This window comes from Methylobacterium sp. E-066, from assembly GCF_022829635.1.
Classification (GTDB): Bacteria; Pseudomonadota; Alphaproteobacteria; order Rhizobiales; family Beijerinckiaceae; genus Methylobacterium.
This window is the reverse complement of record NZ_JAKSYO010000068.1, coordinates 68,310-83,838: the sequence shown is the minus strand read 5'-3', so window position 1 is coordinate 83,838 and position 15,529 is coordinate 68,310. Positions and strand designations below refer to the sequence as shown.

The 15,529-nt window shown below is 68.6% G+C and carries 14 protein-coding genes; 3 read left to right on the top strand and 11 right to left on the bottom strand.

The features are described from left to right. Positions 1-512 precede the first annotated feature (512 nt). On the top strand, positions 513-1,295 hold the full coding sequence (locus MKL20_RS07640) for a lytic transglycosylase domain-containing protein (protein ID WP_243965616.1): 783 nt from the start codon (positions 513-515) through the stop codon (positions 1,293-1,295). Positions 1,296-1,531: 236 nt separating this feature from the next. After that, positions 1,532-2,611, top strand: a complete 1,080-nt coding sequence (locus MKL20_RS07635; RefSeq protein WP_244036170.1) for a tlde1 domain-containing protein — start codon at positions 1,532-1,534, stop codon at positions 2,609-2,611. Between the two features lie 175 nt (positions 2,612-2,786). Here the strand turns inward: MKL20_RS07635 and MKL20_RS07630 are convergent, their stop codons facing one another. From MKL20_RS07630 to MKL20_RS07620, 3 genes are all read right to left on the bottom strand, one after another. Next, entirely contained in the window at positions 2,787-3,521 is a 735-nt protein-coding gene (locus tag MKL20_RS07630) for a DUF3750 domain-containing protein (RefSeq protein WP_244036201.1), read from the bottom strand. An 86-nt stretch (positions 3,522-3,607) separates the two neighbouring features. Continuing rightward, positions 3,608-4,408: a triphosphoribosyl-dephospho-CoA synthase MdcB gene (mdcB, locus tag MKL20_RS07625; RefSeq protein WP_409568131.1), complete on the bottom strand. Its 801-nt coding sequence runs from the start codon at positions 4,406-4,408 to the stop codon at positions 3,608-3,610. Positions 4,409-4,641: 233 nt separating this feature from the next. Continuing rightward, positions 4,642-5,484 carry a glycosyltransferase family 2 protein gene (locus MKL20_RS07620; protein WP_244036169.1) on the bottom strand — a complete coding sequence of 281 codons (843 nt, stop codon included), beginning with the start codon at positions 5,482-5,484 and terminating at the stop codon, positions 4,642-4,644. Positions 5,485-5,566: 82 nt separating this feature from the next. Between MKL20_RS07620 and MKL20_RS07615 the strand changes: the two genes are divergently transcribed. Beyond that, positions 5,567-6,976 (top strand): class I SAM-dependent methyltransferase, encoded by a 1,410-nt coding sequence (locus MKL20_RS07615; protein ID WP_244036168.1) that lies wholly within the window; start codon positions 5,567-5,569, stop codon positions 6,974-6,976. An 84-nt stretch (positions 6,977-7,060) separates the two neighbouring features. On the opposite strand, the gene MKL20_RS07610 is transcribed toward MKL20_RS07615, so the two are convergent. From MKL20_RS07610 to MKL20_RS07575, 8 genes are all read right to left on the bottom strand, one after another. Next, on the bottom strand, positions 7,061-8,017 hold the full coding sequence (locus tag MKL20_RS07610) for an aliphatic sulfonate ABC transporter substrate-binding protein (RefSeq protein ID WP_244036167.1): 957 nt from the start codon (positions 8,015-8,017) through the stop codon (positions 7,061-7,063). 46 nt (positions 8,018-8,063) lie between these two features. After that, entirely contained in the window at positions 8,064-8,846 is a 783-nt protein-coding gene (locus tag MKL20_RS07605; protein ID WP_244036166.1) for an ABC transporter ATP-binding protein, read from the bottom strand. A gap of 43 nt (positions 8,847-8,889) precedes the next feature. Next, positions 8,890-9,660: an ABC transporter permease gene (locus MKL20_RS07600; RefSeq protein WP_244036165.1), complete on the bottom strand. Its 771-nt coding sequence runs from the start codon at positions 9,658-9,660 to the stop codon at positions 8,890-8,892. A 14-nt stretch (positions 9,661-9,674) separates the two neighbouring features. Then, positions 9,675-10,655 (bottom strand): aliphatic sulfonate ABC transporter substrate-binding protein, encoded by a 981-nt coding sequence (locus MKL20_RS07595; protein WP_244036164.1) that lies wholly within the window; start codon positions 10,653-10,655, stop codon positions 9,675-9,677. A gap of 112 nt (positions 10,656-10,767) precedes the next feature. Next, on the bottom strand, positions 10,768-11,559 hold the full coding sequence (locus tag MKL20_RS07590; RefSeq protein ID WP_244036163.1) for an ABC transporter ATP-binding protein: 792 nt from the start codon (positions 11,557-11,559) through the stop codon (positions 10,768-10,770). Continuing rightward, positions 11,553-12,557, bottom strand: a complete 1,005-nt coding sequence (locus tag MKL20_RS07585) for an ABC transporter permease (RefSeq protein WP_244036162.1) — start codon at positions 12,555-12,557, stop codon at positions 11,553-11,555. Before MKL20_RS07585 ends, MKL20_RS07590 begins: the two co-directional genes overlap by 7 nt. Positions 12,558-12,565: 8 nt before the next feature. Continuing rightward, the gene (locus tag MKL20_RS07580; protein ID WP_244036161.1) at positions 12,566-13,666 is read right to left on the bottom strand and encodes an ABC transporter substrate-binding protein; all 1,101 of its coding nucleotides are present in this window, start codon (positions 13,664-13,666) and stop codon (positions 12,566-12,568) included. Between the two features lie 510 nt (positions 13,667-14,176). Then, a complete protein-coding gene (locus MKL20_RS07575; protein WP_244036160.1) occupies positions 14,177-15,523 on the bottom strand; it encodes an LLM class flavin-dependent oxidoreductase in 1,347 nt (448 codons plus the stop codon). Positions 15,524-15,529: the final 6 nt, after the last annotated feature.

Below are 15,529 nucleotides of genomic sequence, written 5' to 3'. Positions count from 1 at the left end.
GCAAAGCTAAGCGGAACGTCATCGGCCCCACACCGTTTCTCCGCGGCGATCTTTCCGCCGGCAAAACTATGATTGTCTTTTGACGATGTTGTGACATCACAAAAGAGTCTTTTAGGGACATACGCTTCGCTGGCAAAGCAATTGCCGGCAACGAACACGGTCTTACGCCCTCGTTCGTCTTCTGAAGGTCGCTTGCGCCGAACCGGTATCCACTTCGGCGGCACGTGCTCTAGCGGATGGATGCGTCAGTCCGGATACGGCCCCGTGGGCGCTGTCGCGGCGCGGACGGCGTCGATCGCCGACGGCCGATCATCGCGTTCACGATGATGCGAAACACAGGCGTGGACGTCTCAGCGGACGTTCGGGCCTACGCTATGGTCCGAATACCACACTGCCGGCGGACGGCGTATCCGACATCATCTCGCCCTGTTGTCGACGAGATGTTTCCCGGTACTCGGTTGAAGACCATGGCGCGGCTTCGCGCCGAAGGAGTGTTTCGCGTGATCGAACAAATGCGGCGTATGACCCTTGCTGTGGCGGCAATCGCCGGGCTCGCCGGCATGGCCGGGCGGGCGGAGGCCGCGCAGTGCGGCAACACAGCGGCCGGGTTCGAGGCCTGGAAGCGGGAATTCGCCCAGGAGGCGCGCGGCAAGGCCAGTGCGGCGAGCCTGGCGGCGCTGGAGGGCACGAGCTACTCCACCGCCACGATCTCGGCCGACCGAGGCCAGCGCAGCTTCAAGCTGTCTCTCGAGCAGTTCCTCGCCAAGCGGGGCGGCCCGACCATCGTGTCGAAGGGACGTCAACTCAAGCGCACCAACGCCGCCCTGTTCGAGTCAATCGAGCAGCGCTACGGCGTTCCCCCGGGCCCGCTGCTGGCGATCTGGGGTATGGAGACCGGCTTCGGCGCGGTCCGCGGCAACGTCAACACCCTCTCGGCGGTCGCGACCCTGGCGTATGATTGCCGGCGCTCGGAATACTTCACGGACCAGCTCTACGCGGCTCTGACCCTGGTCGACCGGGGCCTGCTCTCGGCGAGCACCCGCGGCGCGGCCCACGGCGAGGTCGGCCACACGCAGTTCCTGCCGAAGAACGTCCTCACTTACGGCACCGGCGACCTGAACAATGTCGGCGCCGCCCTGTCGTCGACCGCGAACTTCCTGAAGGCACACGGCTGGCGCCCCGGCGCCGGCTACCAGCCCGGCGAGCCGAACTTCGTGGCGATCCAGGGCTGGAATGCCGCGTCGGTCTACGAGCGGGCGATCGCGCAGCTCGGAAAGCAGATCGACAACGATTGAAGTCTATTCGCCGGCGGACGCGCCCCAAATTTGGAGCGCGAAACCTTTATCCGCCCGAAAATGGTCTTGATCGATCCTCAGTCGACCACGCCGCTGCCCCAGAAAAGCCGGCCCGGCCCCGCTGTTTCCTCCCAGCGGGGCCGGCCGGCCCATCGATACGCGCTGTGGGCTTCTCCGAGCCGCAGCGCCGATGATCCGGCAGGCGCCCGCTCCGCGACGAGAGCATGGGCGCCCGCATGGCTATCGACACCACGCCCCTGGACGGCTCCACCACCCGGATGGCCCGTGGCTCCTGCGCGGCCCCCCTGGCGGTCCTGATCGCCGCCGTGTCTCTGGCCGCCCTCGGAAGCGGTCTCCCGCATCCGGGACGCCCGCCGGCCATCACCCTGGTCAGTTCCGATCCGGTCAGCCCCGATCGCTTGGCGACGACAGCCGAATCACCGCCCGAGGCCGCGCCCCTGACGACCGAGGCCTGGCGCGATGCCATCGGCGGCCCCCTCTCGCGATGGACCTGGGCTCAGATCGAGCCGCCCGCGCCGCTGCAGATCCCGGACGCCGCGCCGGCCCCGGAGGTCCAGAACGCCGAGCCGCCGCGCGCGGCGATGACCGTACCCCTCCCGGTCCCGCGCCCTCCCGAATTCCGATCCTCGCGGGCGCCCGATGTCGCCCGCAGGGCCGAACGGCGGATCGCCCGCCGCGAACTGCCTCCTGTGCCGACACCGCCCCGGGACGATGATCGCTCGTTCCTGGAAAAGCTGTTCGGCGTCGAGCGCGCCCCGGCGCTCGCCTATGCGGCCCTGGAGAGCCGGCCGGCGGATCTCGTTCCGCAGCGGCGCATCTCGCCGCCGCTCGCCCCCACGGATGCGCGCCCGACGGCCGGAACGGCGGTCTACAATATCGTGGCCCGCGTCGTGACGTTGCCGAACGGCGAGCGCCTTGAGGCCCATTCCGGTCTCGGCGAGGGTCTCGACGAGCCGCGCTTGGTGAACGTGCGGATGCGCGGCCCGACGCCGCCCGGCACCTATGACCTGACGGAGCGGGAGCAGCTGTTCCACGGCGTGCGGGCGATCCGCCTCACGCCGGTCGGCGGCAACGAGGCCGTCTACGGTCGCGTCGGGCTGCTGGCCCATACCTTCATGCTCGGACCGCGCGGCGATTCGAATGGCTGCGTCTCGTTCCGCGACTACGACCGGTTCCTGCAGGCTTTCCTCCGCGGCGAGGTCCAGCGCCTCGTGGTCGTGGCGGGCACCCAGGATCCGCTGCCGAGCCTCGCCGCGAGCCCCATCCGGACCCAGATGGCTCGCAACGGCAATTGAGCCTGGGCGGACGGATGAACCGGGTCGCCGCTGGCCGTCCTGCTGTCGAAGCCGTCCTCGTCGGTCGCCGCCTTACGGCATCGTACCGGATATCGGACTCGGCAGGATGCTGTAGGTCCCTGGTTGCGGATCCTCTTTTTCCCGAAAGCCGGCGGCCACCTTTCGGGATGATGCTTTAGATCCCCACACGCCCGATGGCCGGCAGCTTGATCCCCGGGCGGCGCAGGTCGATCCCGGCCACGCCACCGAGCAGGTTCAGCTCCAGACCTTCGACCCAGGCGAGCGTCAGCCCGAGATAGCCGCCGAGGTTGATCCGGATGCCGGTGCCCGAGGGCGTCCATCCGATCCATCGCCCGTCGTAGGGAAAATCCTTGCCGATTGCCGTCGCCGGCAGGCTCACCCGCATCTCCGGAACCGCGGCCATCACGGCCGCCACGAAGGTGTTCGAGTTCGGCCCCGGCCAGACCACGTAATCGCCGGGCCGGGCGTAACGGTACTCGGCCACGGCCGTGCGGATGCGCGGAAGCATCGCCTCCGCCTCCGAGCCGTCGGCAGCGAACACTGTCTCGGGCGCGTTCCCGAACCAGCGCCCATCCGGCACGAAGCGGTCGATCCAGATCGGCTGGCCCCAGGCCGTGTAGTCGTAGCGGCGATAGCGGCGCTCACCGCTGCCCTTGATCACAATCCAGCTATGGGTCGCGACGATGCCGCGCCAACTCACCGTGCGGGCGGAGAAGATCCGGACGACCGCCGCCCGATGGGTCTCGGCCGGCGGAAGGAGCCCGGCACTGGACCGGTCGGCCGAGCGCCAGTCACCGTCCGCGCGCAACCAGTACAGCGTCGCCGAGACCGCGACCGGCACGAGGAAGAGAAGAACGAGCGCGAGGAGCGCGAACCTGATCAGGGACACGAGGCTGGCCGGGGCGTGGCGGAAGACGAAGCCGATGTAGGAAGCGGCCGCGCTTGTTCCCATGCGGCCGAACGGTGCAGCACGCGTCACGCGGATTCGGACAGCGCTTCGAGGAACAGCGTCGTGGCGAGCAGATCGGCGCAGCCGCCGGGGCTCAGGCGCGCCGCCAGGAAGCTGCGATGGATCGCGACGGCGCGGTCCCGCCAATCCGGCGCCGCGATCCCGCCGGCTTCGAGGAAGCCTGCCGCCGCGGCCTGCGCCCGGTCCAGCCCCTCTGTCCCGCCGCGGTGGAGCAGGTTGGTGTCGTCCACGATGGCCAGAAGCGCGAAGAAACATTGCACCCGGGCGGCCTCGGGATCGTCCGGCGCCCATGCCCGGCCGAGACGCAGCGCCGGCAGGCCCACGGCCCGGACGGTCGGAAAGCCGGCAGCGGCTTCTGCGCTGGCGCCCCCGACGCCGTAGCGGCGCGCGGCTCGGCCGCCATGGCTGTCCGCAGAAGTCGGCGCCTGGGCGATGGCCCCGCCCCATAGCCGCGCCACGGCCTCGGCCCGTTCTTCGGCCGGTGCGGGTGCAGCCCCGGCCGCCCCCGCACCGGCACAGATCAGCCCGAGCGAGAAGATGGCGCCCCGATGGGCGTTGACACCACCCGTCGCCGCCAGCATCGCCGCCTCGGCCCTCAGGCCGATCGCCCGAAGCTCGGCCATTCCGGTGCCGCATTCTCCGGCGGCGACGAGGTCGGCGAAATAGGGTCGGATCGCCGCCGCGCTGCGGCGCAGGGTGCCGGCATCCATGTCCTGATGGCTGCCCGAATCAACCGGGCTGACGAGGCCGGGCTTCGGCCAGGTTTCGAGTTCGGCGATCAGGGCCGCGTGGGCGAGATCCGCGATGCGCTCGGCCCAAAAATCGGAAGAGCGAAGCGCGCTCAGAACGCCGAGGTCAGAAATGTAGTCCCTCCGACGCAGCTTCGATGGATCGTGATACGCGGGCCGGCGCGATCGGCCGAAGCGGCGGCTTGCGAAGGTTCGCGTCGGGCATGCTGCTACGCACCTGCTGCCCAGCCGTCAAATTCTCGGCGCGGCCGTGAACCCGAAACGTCCGATCGGGCCGGTATTCAGGTCCATCAGAACAACCCGACGAAGCGGTTCGGCAATTGCCAGAGATCCGCCGCCTGTGCCCAACTCTTGCGCTCGATTGCGTCGGCAAATATCCTCTTCGTCGTTTCGAAGAGATCTTCGCCGGGACGCAACTCGACGCGTCTGCGCGCAAGTCCTGCAATGTCCGACTTGATATGGTCCAGAAACGTCGTCGGCGCGATGGCATGATGCGAATCCGGGATGCCGACCGGTGCAGCGGAATTGCGTTTCTTCTGACGCTCGAACAAAATGTCGTTATCGCAATGGGCCAAGTGAAACAGGAACAGGTCGCTGAATTTCGGCCGGTGATCGTGGACGACACAATGAAAACCGATGTGCCAATCCGTGCGCTTTGAGATCAGCGTCGCCTTGCAGAGGGTTGATATCGGGCGGACATACTGTCTCTGAAGCGAGACGGGGCGTTGCAGATCGATCGGCGCTTCACCCTCGACATGACGGACATCGGAACCGAACAGGTCGAGGACCGCCGGCACGTCACGTGCCGCAATGTAGTGCGCCAGCGACGGCGCCACATCCGGATCGACGACGATCAGTTCATCGGCATCGGCGAAGAGCACGCACTTGAACCCGATGAACAACGAAGCGCAGAAATCGCGGATCGTGTTCACGCGCTCCCATTCGTCGAGGGGCATTCTCGGGAGGCGGATCAAGTTCGCGTTGATCCCGACGGTCGAGCCATCGTCGGAGCCATGATCGAGGACGTAGCAATTCTCGGCCCCGACCTGCCGTTCGTAATGCCTCAACCAGAGCGGCAACATCGTTTTTTCGTTGAACGCCATGGTGACGACGGCGAGCGGCCTTTTCTCCACCAGACATTTTCCTTCGCGACGGCAGTTTGATAATCCGCCGCTATCGTACGCGGCGGGACGCTAATTAGGAGCTAAGCTGGATATGGAGCGAGCGCAGCAACTTCTGCGATCCCTGAACAAAGACGCGCGGATCATCGAGATCGGCCCCAGCTTCAATCCCCTTGCTCCGAAGCGGGACGGTTGGAACACAATTGTGGTCGATCACGCCTCGCGTGAGGAATTGCTCCAGAAATACCATGACCAGACGATAGACCGGATCGAGGCGGTCGACATCGTCTGGACCGGCGGTTCCCTGGCGGATGCGGTCCCGACCGATCAGCACGGGACGTTCGACGCTTTCATCGCCAGCCACGTCATCGAGCACACCACCGACATCGTCACGTTCCTGCGTGCCGCAGAGACGTTGCTGAAGCCGGATGGCGTCGTGATCCTGGCCGTGCCGGACAAGCGCAAGTGCTTCGACTTCTACCGCTCGCTCTCCGCCACCGCCGACGCGGTCACAGCCTTCCTGGAGCGGCGAGACCGGCACACGCTGCGGACGCATATCGATTACGCCCTGAACATGGCTTTGAAATCGGGAGGGGTCGGGGCCTGGGCCGCCGACGACATTCGGCCGGTCGAGCCGGCCAATCCCGTGACCGACGCACCGCAATGGCACGCCGCAGTGACGCGTCCGGATTACACCGACGCGCATGCCTGGGTGTTCGTGCCGTCGAGCTTCAGCCTGATGATCCTGGAATTGTCGCTGCTCGGCTATCTGGACCTGCAGGTCGAGGAGCTTCAGGAGCGGCACGCGACGGAATTCTTCGTCTGGCTTCGCAAGGGCGCGCCGCGCCTCACCGCCGACGAAGCCCGGCGTGAACGCACCGCCCTGATGCAGCGCGTGATCGTTGAACTCGCCGAGCAGACGCGCCAGCTGCCGAACGGACCGCTCGGCGAGTCGGCGGCTCTCCTCCGTGATCGGCTTCTGAAAGCCGAGTATCGCACGCAAGCCCTGCGACGGGTTCTCTCGGCCGTGCAGGCCAACCTGGGCCGGTTCGGCCTGAACCGCCGCCGCTTCCGGCAGCAGATCGCGTTGGCGGGCCAGGACGTTCCGGCGAATGCGCTGGCCCCCATCCAGCACCACATCCTGCTGAACGAGGCGACGAAGATCCTCAACCGGCGGAAGGGTGCCGACGGTTTGACGGCGACCATCGAGGAGGATCCGGCCCTGGCCGAGAACGCGGTCCTCGTCGTGCCGCTCGGCGCGGCCCAGTTCCGCGATCCGCTGCTGGCCGCCGAACTCCTGCGCGAGCGGCAGCGGTCGCGCGCCGTGCAGGTCGTGCTCGAGGCCGTGCTGAAAAGCCTGCGCTCGCGGTCCTGGGACAAGAAGCGATTCAAGGCGCTCATCGCGAAGGCGGCCCAGGAGACGCCAACCGTCGGGCCAGAAGCGGTGCGTCATGCGGTTCTGGCGGAGGAGAGCCGGAAGGTCTTGGGCGTGCCCCGCGCTTAGAGCACCGCACAAAACGCCCGATCACCGGGCGCTGCCCTCTGCACACAATGTGCGGAGGGCGTTTTGTGAGAGGCTCTCAGGGTTTCAGCGCGCCGGCGGCGCCCAGATGCCAAGAGCGCTTGCGTCCACGGGGCGGGGCAGCAGCCCCTCGGTCTTGAAGGCATCGGCGATCTTCTGCTGCTCGGACAGGCCCGCCCGCGTCACCGGCTCCACCCGGTAGCTGCGGCGCGCATTCGCCCGCAGGATCACGTCGGGCTCGATCTTCCACAGGGGCGCGAGGCGTGCCGCCGCCTCGGCTGGCTGCGCCTTCACCCAGGCGCCGGTCTCGGCGAGCTGGCCGAACAGGGCGGCGAGAACCGGGCCGTTGGCGGCCACATACGGATCGGCCGCGAGATAGTAGCGCGTGTACAGCGACAGCCCGGCGCCGTCGCGCAGGACCCGGGCGCCCGATTGCTGCTGGGCGGCGGAGAGGAACGGATCCCAGGCGACCCAGGCCTCGACCCCTCCACTGGTGAGCGCGGCCCGGCCGTCGGCGGGGGTCAGGTAGGCCGGAACGATGTCCTTGAAGGTGAGGCCGGCCTCCGTAAGGGCCGCCAGCAGCAGGTAGTGGCTCCCGGCGCCCTTGGTGACGGCGACACGCTTTCCACGAAGGTCCGCCACCGTCTTGGCGGGCGAGGTCTCGGGCACCAAGATCGCCTGCGCGTCCGGCGAGGGCGCTTCCTGGGCGATGTAGGTGATCCGCGCGCCGGCGGCCTGGGCGAAGATCGGGACGGTGTCGGCTACGTCGGCCGAGACGTCGATCTGCCCGGCATTGAGCGCCTCCATGATCGGAAGCCCGCTGGTGAATTCGTGCCAGGACAGCCCGGTGCCGAGCGGCGCCAGCGCCCGCTCCAGATTGCCGTTCTGGCGCAGCAGCGCGATCAGCGTCGAGGAGCGCTGATAGCCAATGCGAAGGGTCGCGGCCGCCCGGGCGGCGTGCTGCGGTGCGAGGAGCGCGGCGGCGGCGAGACCGGCGATCAGGCTTCGGCGGGAGGTGGGCATCGTGTCATCCAGGACGAGGGGTTTGGCGAGGGTTTCAGAAGAGACCCTACCACCACGCGGCACGGGTCTCGGGGGCAAGCGGCTGCTGGGCGACGGCCGGCCGCAGGGAGCGGTCGAGGGCGGCCATCACCCGGCGCACCGCCCCTTCATGATGGGCTGCGACGGGGTCGCGCGGGCGGGCGAGGCCGATGCCGATGGTCTCATCGAGCCGGCCCGGCCGCGGGCGCATCACCACCACCCGATCGGCCAGCGTCACCGCCTCGCCGACATCGTGGGTGACGAGCAGAATCGTCGGCTTCGTCTCGCCCCACAGGCTCAGGAGCTGATCGTGCAGATCCCTGCGGGTGAAGGCGTCGAGCGCCGAGAACGGCTCGTCCAGGAGCAGCACGCGGGGATTGGTCACGAACGCCCGGGCGATTGCGACCCGTTGCTGCTGGCCCCCGGACAGCTCTCGCGGCCAGCGGGCGCCATGCTCGGCCAGACCGATCCGCTCCAGCGCCCGGGCGACCCGCGCCCGGCGCTCGGACCGAGAGAGCCCGGCGAGGCCGAAGCCGACATTGCCCGCAACATCCAGCCAGGGCAGGAGCCGTGCCTCCTGGAAGACGACGCCGACGTGCGGATGCGGCTCGCGGATCGTCTCACCGTCGACCTGCACGGTGCCGCGGCTCGCTTGGTCGAGGCCCGCGATCAGCCGCAGCAAGGTCGTCTTTCCGCAGCCCGAGCCGCCGATGAGCGCGACGATCTCGCCCGGCCGCACCGACAGGCTGATGCCGGCCAGCGCCTGCGTGCCGTCCGCGTAGGTCTTCGAGAGATCGTCGACGATGAGCACGGGCGTGTCTTGCGTGAGCGTTTGCATCGATGGGGCGCGCCCGTCACAGGCTCTCCCGGGCGGTATCCTGCCAGCGCGTCAACGGCCGGGTCAGCGTCACCAGGACCATATCGGCCAGCTTGCCGGCCAGCGCGAAGGTGATGATCGCGGCCACGATCTGATCCGGCTTGCTGAATTGCTGGCCGTCGACCAGCAGGTAGCCGAGGCCCTCCGAGGCGCCCATCAACTCCGCCGCCACCACGAACAGGAAGCCGAGGCCGAGCCCCGTGCGCAACCCGACCAGGGTCGCCGGCAGCACCGCGGGCAGGAGGATCCGCCAGGCCAGTGCAAACCGCGACAGCCGGAAAATACGCCCGACCTCGACGAGCTTGCGGTCCACCGAGGCGATCGCGCCGGAGACCCCGACATAGACTGGGAAGAACACTCCCACGGCGATCAGCAGCACCTTCGGCGTCTCGAGGATCCCGAACCACAGGATAAACAGCGGGACCCAGGCCAGCGACGGCACGGCCCGCAGGGCCTGCAAGGTCGGATCGAGGAGCCAGCGCAGGGTCGGAAGCGTCGCGACCAGCGCGCCCGCCAGGATCCCGGCGGCGGCCCCCCAGAGGAAGCCGAGACCGACCCGGATCAGCGTCGCCTCGACATGCATGAGGAGGTCACCCGAGGCCGCCAGGTCCAGCAGCGTCGCGCCGATCCGGCTCGGCGGCGGCAGCAGGCGGCCGGAGACCAGGCCGGTATCGACCGCGATCTCCCAGCCGATCGCCAAGGCCAGCGGCAGGACGAGCCCGAGGCCGACGCGGCCGCCCTGCCGCATCAGCGCCCCGGCTCTCAACGCGTCGCGACGGGGTTGAAGCCGGAATCGAGCAGGCCGTCGACCGCCACGGTGACATCCGTGGCGGCGGGGATCACGCCGGCCTGTTGCAGGGCGAGGCCGGCGGCCTTGATCGATTCGGCCTGTGCCGGCCCGATCGTCGGCTGGGACAGGTCGGTACGCTCGAGCTGGCGGGCGATCACGGGTTCGGGGAGCTTGGTCGCGGCGACCAGGGCCGCCGAGAGGGCCTGCGGGTTCGCCAGCGCGTAGGCGCGCGCCTGCTCGTAGGCGGCGATAACCGTGCGGACCAGATCGGGATGGGCCTTGGCGAAGTCCTCGCGCACGTCCAGCAGGCCCCAGGTGTTGGCCGCCGGATCGCGGTAGAACAGGACGTCGCCGTTCTCGATCTCGGCCGCCGCCATTAGCGGATCGAGACCGGCCCAGGCATCGACATCGCCGCGGTCGAGGGCCGTGCGCCCATCCGGGTGCTGCAGCAGGACGAGCTTCGCATCCTTCTCGGTCAGGCCTGCGCCCTGAAGCGCGCGGATGAGGAAGATGTGCGGATCGGTGCCCCGGGTGACGGCGACGCGCTTGCCCTTCAGGTCGGCGGGCTTGGCGATGCCGGTCTCTTTACGGGTGACCAACGCCGTCCATTCGGGACGTGAGAAGGCGTAGACCGCCTTGATCGGATTGCCGTTGATCCGCGCGACCAAAGCGGCGGCGCCGGCGGCCGAGCCGATATCGATTGCGCCAGCATTCAGGAATTCGAGCGCCTTGTTGGAGCCGAGCGACTGGACCCAGCGCACCCGGACGCCTTTCGGCTTGAGGGCCTCTTCCAGAAACCCCTTGTCCTTCAGGAGGAGGCCGACCGGATTGTAGGTCGCCCAATCCAGGCGGATCTCCTTCGGATCCTCGGCCAGGGCCGCAGATCCGAACAGGCCGGTCGCGGAGATCAGGACGAGGCCGGCAGCCAGGAGGGATCGGCGTGAGGAGCGCATGAGCGGAACCTAGTTCGAGCGAAGTTTTGGGGAAGGCGTGCACGCACAGGTTCGCAGCGCGCGGCCCGGAGTTTGGGATCCGCAACGCCGCGCGCCGCAGGGATACGTGCGATCAGGTTGTCTGGCCGAGGATTTCCAGGATCGTCCGGCGCAGCCGGACGAGGTCGGGATCGTCCCGGTGGCGCGGATAGGGGGCGTCGACCGGGAGTTCCGCCCGGATCGCGGCCGGGCGGTCGCCCAGCACGATCACGCGCTCGGCAAGGATCAGCGCCTCCTCGACATCGTGGGTGACGAGCACGGCCGTGAAGCGCTTCTCCTGCCAGAGCCGCAGGATCTCGGCCTGCATAGCGAGCCGGGTCAGGGCGTCGAGCTTGCCCAATGGTTCGTCCAGGAGCAGCAGGCGCGGCTCGTTGACCAGCGCCCGGGCCAGAGCGGCCCGCTGCGCCATGCCGCCGGAGAGCTGGTGCGGATAGGCATCCGCGAAGCCGGCGAGACCGACGAGCCCCAGCGCCTGATCGATGCGCGCCGCCCGCGCGGCGCGGCCGACGCCCTGGGCTTCAAGCCCCAAGGCCACGTTCCCGCGCACGGTGCGCCACGGGTACAGGGTCGGATCCTGGAAGACGAGCAGCCGGGACGGGTCCGGCCCCTCCACCAGATCACCGTCGACCGTGATGAGGCCCTGGTCCGGCGGCTCGAGGCCGGCGACCAGCCGCAGCAGGGTGGACTTGCCGCAGCCGGAAGGGCCGAGCAGAGCCACGAACCCGCCCGGCTCAACGGCGAGGCCGACCCGATCCAGCACCGACAAGGGCGTGCCGCGGATGTCGAAGGCGTGGCTGACCGCCTCCACGTTCAGGCTGGCACCGACGGACTGGGCCGCCGGCCGTTCCTGCGTCGCGGCTACCATTGCACCAGCCCCTTCTGCCAGGCGAGCAGACGGTCGCGCAGGCGGAACAGCAGCGTGATCAGCGACGAGCACATCAGCGCCATCACGATCAGCGCGGCGTACATGTTGGCGTAGGCCGCCCAGCCCTGGGCCCATTGCAGGTACCAGCCGAGGCCCGATTTCACGCCGAGCATCTCGGCCACCACCAGCACCGCGAAGGAGCCGCCGAGCCCCATGAACAGCCCGACGAAGACGTGCGGCAGCGCCGCCGGGATCGCCACCCGCAGGATCAGGAAGCCGCGCGAGGCGCCGAGGGTCCGCGCCACGTCGAAATAGGCCTTGTTGACGCCGGCGACTCCGGACCAAGTCAGCACCGTGACCGGGAAGCCGGTGGCCAGCGCGACCAGGAAGGTGCTCGCCGACCACGAGGACGGGAAGACGAAGAAGGCCAGGGGTAGCCACGCGGTCGCGGGGAGCGGGCCGACGAAGCGCAGCACCGGATGCGCCCAGTAGCCCACCGCCTTCGAGCTCCCGATGGCGACGCCGAGCACGAAGCCGATCCCCACCCCGAAGGCGTAGCCGCCGGCCAGCAGGATCAGCGAGTTCAGCGTGCTGCCGCCGAGCTTCGGCCAATCGTCAAGGAACACCTCCAGGATCGCCTGGGGCGGCGGGAAGAACGGCATCGGCAGCAGGTCGAACTTCGCCGTGACGAGTTCCCAGGTCAGCAGGACAAGGGCGATGATGGCGAGCCACGGGCTCCAGTGCCGGAGCCGCGTCCCGAAGGTCCCGAGCCGGCCGGCGAGCAGACCCAGCGGCAGCAGAGCCAGGCCGATCACCGCCGATCCCTGGGCGAACACGGCCGTCCTCGGGAAGTCACCCGCCTCGGGCAACTGCAGGGTGAGTCCGGCGAGCACAAGCCAGACGATACCGGCCGCGAGCACGCGCCAGGGCGGATAGGATAGACGCGTCGGTACGGCGGCGGTTCGCAGGGCCGTGCCCGCGGTGATGCTTCCGGACATGAGGCACCTCAGCTCAGCACGTCGGCGTAGATCCGCTCGGCGAACTTCGCCGTGTCGGTCGAGCGCTTCAGGACGTTCACGAGCTTCAATTCATCGCCGTAGAGGGCTAGCTGCTGCTTGAGCCGGCCGCCGACCGGGCTGTCGCCGTGATGCTGGCTGCGCAGCATCGCGGCGAGATCCTCGATCGAGCCCTTGCCGCCGTAGCCGGAGAACGCCCTTGCGGCCGCCTCCGGGTTCTCGTGGACGGCATGCCCGCCCTCCAGGATCGCCCGGGTGAGCGACGCGGCGACCGCCCGGTCGTTGCGCAACAGGCTGCCGCGGACCGCGACCACGCAGCACGAGCGGTCGGCATATTCCCCCGCAAGGTTGGTCGAGATCTCGGTGAAGCGCGGGTCCTTCAGCCAGATCCAGGTCCGCGGGTCGCCATCGGCCAGGGCCTGGGCCTCGCCCTTCTCCACCGCCAGATTCAGCAGATCGACCGGGTATTGCCGCCACTCGACGCCGCTGTCGGGGTCGATCCCGGCCTTGGCCAGCTGCAGGCTGAAGAAGTTCTTGGCCGGGCTCGCCTGATCGCTGATCGCGATGGTCTTGCCCTTGAGGGACGCGATGTCCGTGATCCCGCTGGACTTGTCGGCCAGCAACCTGAGGCAGCCGCCATGCAGGCCGGCGGTAATCCGGACGTCGAAGCCCTGTTCCAGGGGCTTGAGCCAACGCAGGGCCATGCCGATCCCGGCATCGGCCTTGCCGGTGGCGATGGCTTCCAGCAGGGCCTCGGTGGCACCGCCGAAATTGACGAATTCCACGTCGAGACCGTGCTTGGCGAAGATGCCCTGCTCCTTGGCGACCGGCGCAGCGGCGGTGCAGATCGCGGTGGCGTTCCAGGCCAGCTTGACCGGCCGGAGCGGGCCAGCCGGAGCCTCGGCCGCGGCGGGCCGGCAGAGCGGGCCGGGATCGAACGGCGCGCCCGGCCCGGGCGCCCAGGCCTGGCCCGCGCCCATGCCGAGGCCGAAGGGCGCGGCCATGGCGGCGGCACCGGCCCGCAGCAGCAGGCGGCGCGAGGGCATCCGGCCCGATCCTGTGGGTCCCGGATGTGACGGATCGTCGGTCATCGGATGTCTCCGGGCCGCGCAATCGCACGGCAGGCCTGGATCGACGCACGAAGCGGCCCGGCCTCGCGGCCGAGCATGTCATGCGTCCTCAATTTCGGTGAATGATCCGTCGAGGGATCAACGATTTAAATATTCAATTGACTCGCAGCCGAGTCAACGAAAGCGTTTTCTTATCTTTCTGTCGTATAAAGAAAGATATTCGCTCGCTTGACGTAGAGCCTAGAATGAATCGCCCTCACGGCATCCGCCGGGCGACCGGGTCGAGCCACATCCTCACAGGCGACAGCAGTCGGGGCAAAGATTTAATCGAGAGATAGCAATCCTCAGATTTATACTGTACCTATGAGTAATTCTATAAACATTTCATCGGCCAAGACTGCGATGGATCTGAGTTACTGTCCTCGGATGCGCACAATCGAAATATGGATGTGACGGTGGATCAATATGGAATCCGCCGCTCCAACGGCCACGCCAATCGACCGCGGCATGGTCCTGCACGGTCTCGACTCCTCACATTGGCCGTTGGCGCGACTGGAATTCGGGCCGCGGTAGGCCGAGATGCGCGCGCAGGGTGTTCCCGTCGTAGTCTTCCCGGAACAAGCCGCGGCGGCGCAATTCGGGAAGGACCAGCGCTACGAAATCGTCGAGGCCACCCGGAAGGGTCGGCGGCATGATGTTGAAGCCATCGGCGCCGTAGGCTTCGAAGCGCTCCTGAAGCGCATCGGCGATCTGGACCGGTGTCCCGACCAGGACCCAGTGGCCCCGGGCGCCGGCCGCGCGCAGATACAGCTCGCGGATCGTCAGCCCCTCCCGCCGCGCGAGCCGCAGGAACAGGTCTTGCCGGCTCTTGCCGCCATTGGTCTCGGGCAGGTCCGGCATGGGCGCATCGTCCGGGTAGGCCGAGAGATCGGCGCCGGTGAGCTGTTCTAGAAGCGAACGGCCGACCACCGGATGGATCAGCGCCTGCAGGGCGGCGAATTTTTCCCGGGCCTCGTCCTCCGTGCGGCCGACCACCGGGAAGGCGCCGGGCATGATCTTGAGATGGTCCGGGTCGCGGCCGTGCCGGGCCATCCGGCCCTTCACGTCGGCGTAGAAGGCGACCGCATCGTCCAGCGAATCCTGCGCGGTGAAGATCACCTCGGCCGTGCGGGCGGCGAGCGCCTTCCCGGCCTCGGAGGAGCCGGCCTGCACCACCCCGGGATGACCCTGGGGCGGGCGCGGCACGTTGAGCGGCCCGCGCACCGAGAAATGGGCCCCCTCATGGGCGAGCAGGTGCAGCTTGTCCGGGTCGAAGAACCGGCCTGCCTCCCGGTCGCGCACGAAGGCGTCGTCCTCGTAGGAATCCCAGAGGCCGCGGACCACGTCCACGAACTCCTCCGCCCGGGCGTAGCGGTTGGCATGGGCGAGGTGGCTCTCGCGGCTGAAGTTCCAGGCCTCGCGCGGGTCGGCCGAGGTGACGAGGTTCCAGCCCGCGCGGCCCTCGCTCAGATGGTCCAGGGAGGCGAACTTGCGCGCCACGTGGAACGGCTCGTTGTAGGTGGTCGACGCGGTGGCCACGAGGCCGATCCGCTCGGTCACCGCCGCGAGATGCGACAGCAGGGTCAGCGGCTCGAATTGCCCGACATAGCGGATCGCAGTGCGGCTCAGGGCGTCGAGATCGTCCCCGCGGATGCTGACCCCGTCGGCCAAAAAAATCAGGTCGAACTTCGCGGCCTCGGCCGTCCGGGCGAGGTGCCGGTAATGGGCGGCGTTGATCCCGGCATCGGCCTGCGACGACGGATGGCGCCACGCCGCGACGTGGTGGCCGCCGGGATACAGGAACGCGCCGAGGCGCATGCGGTCATGACGGCGCGGCATCCTCGC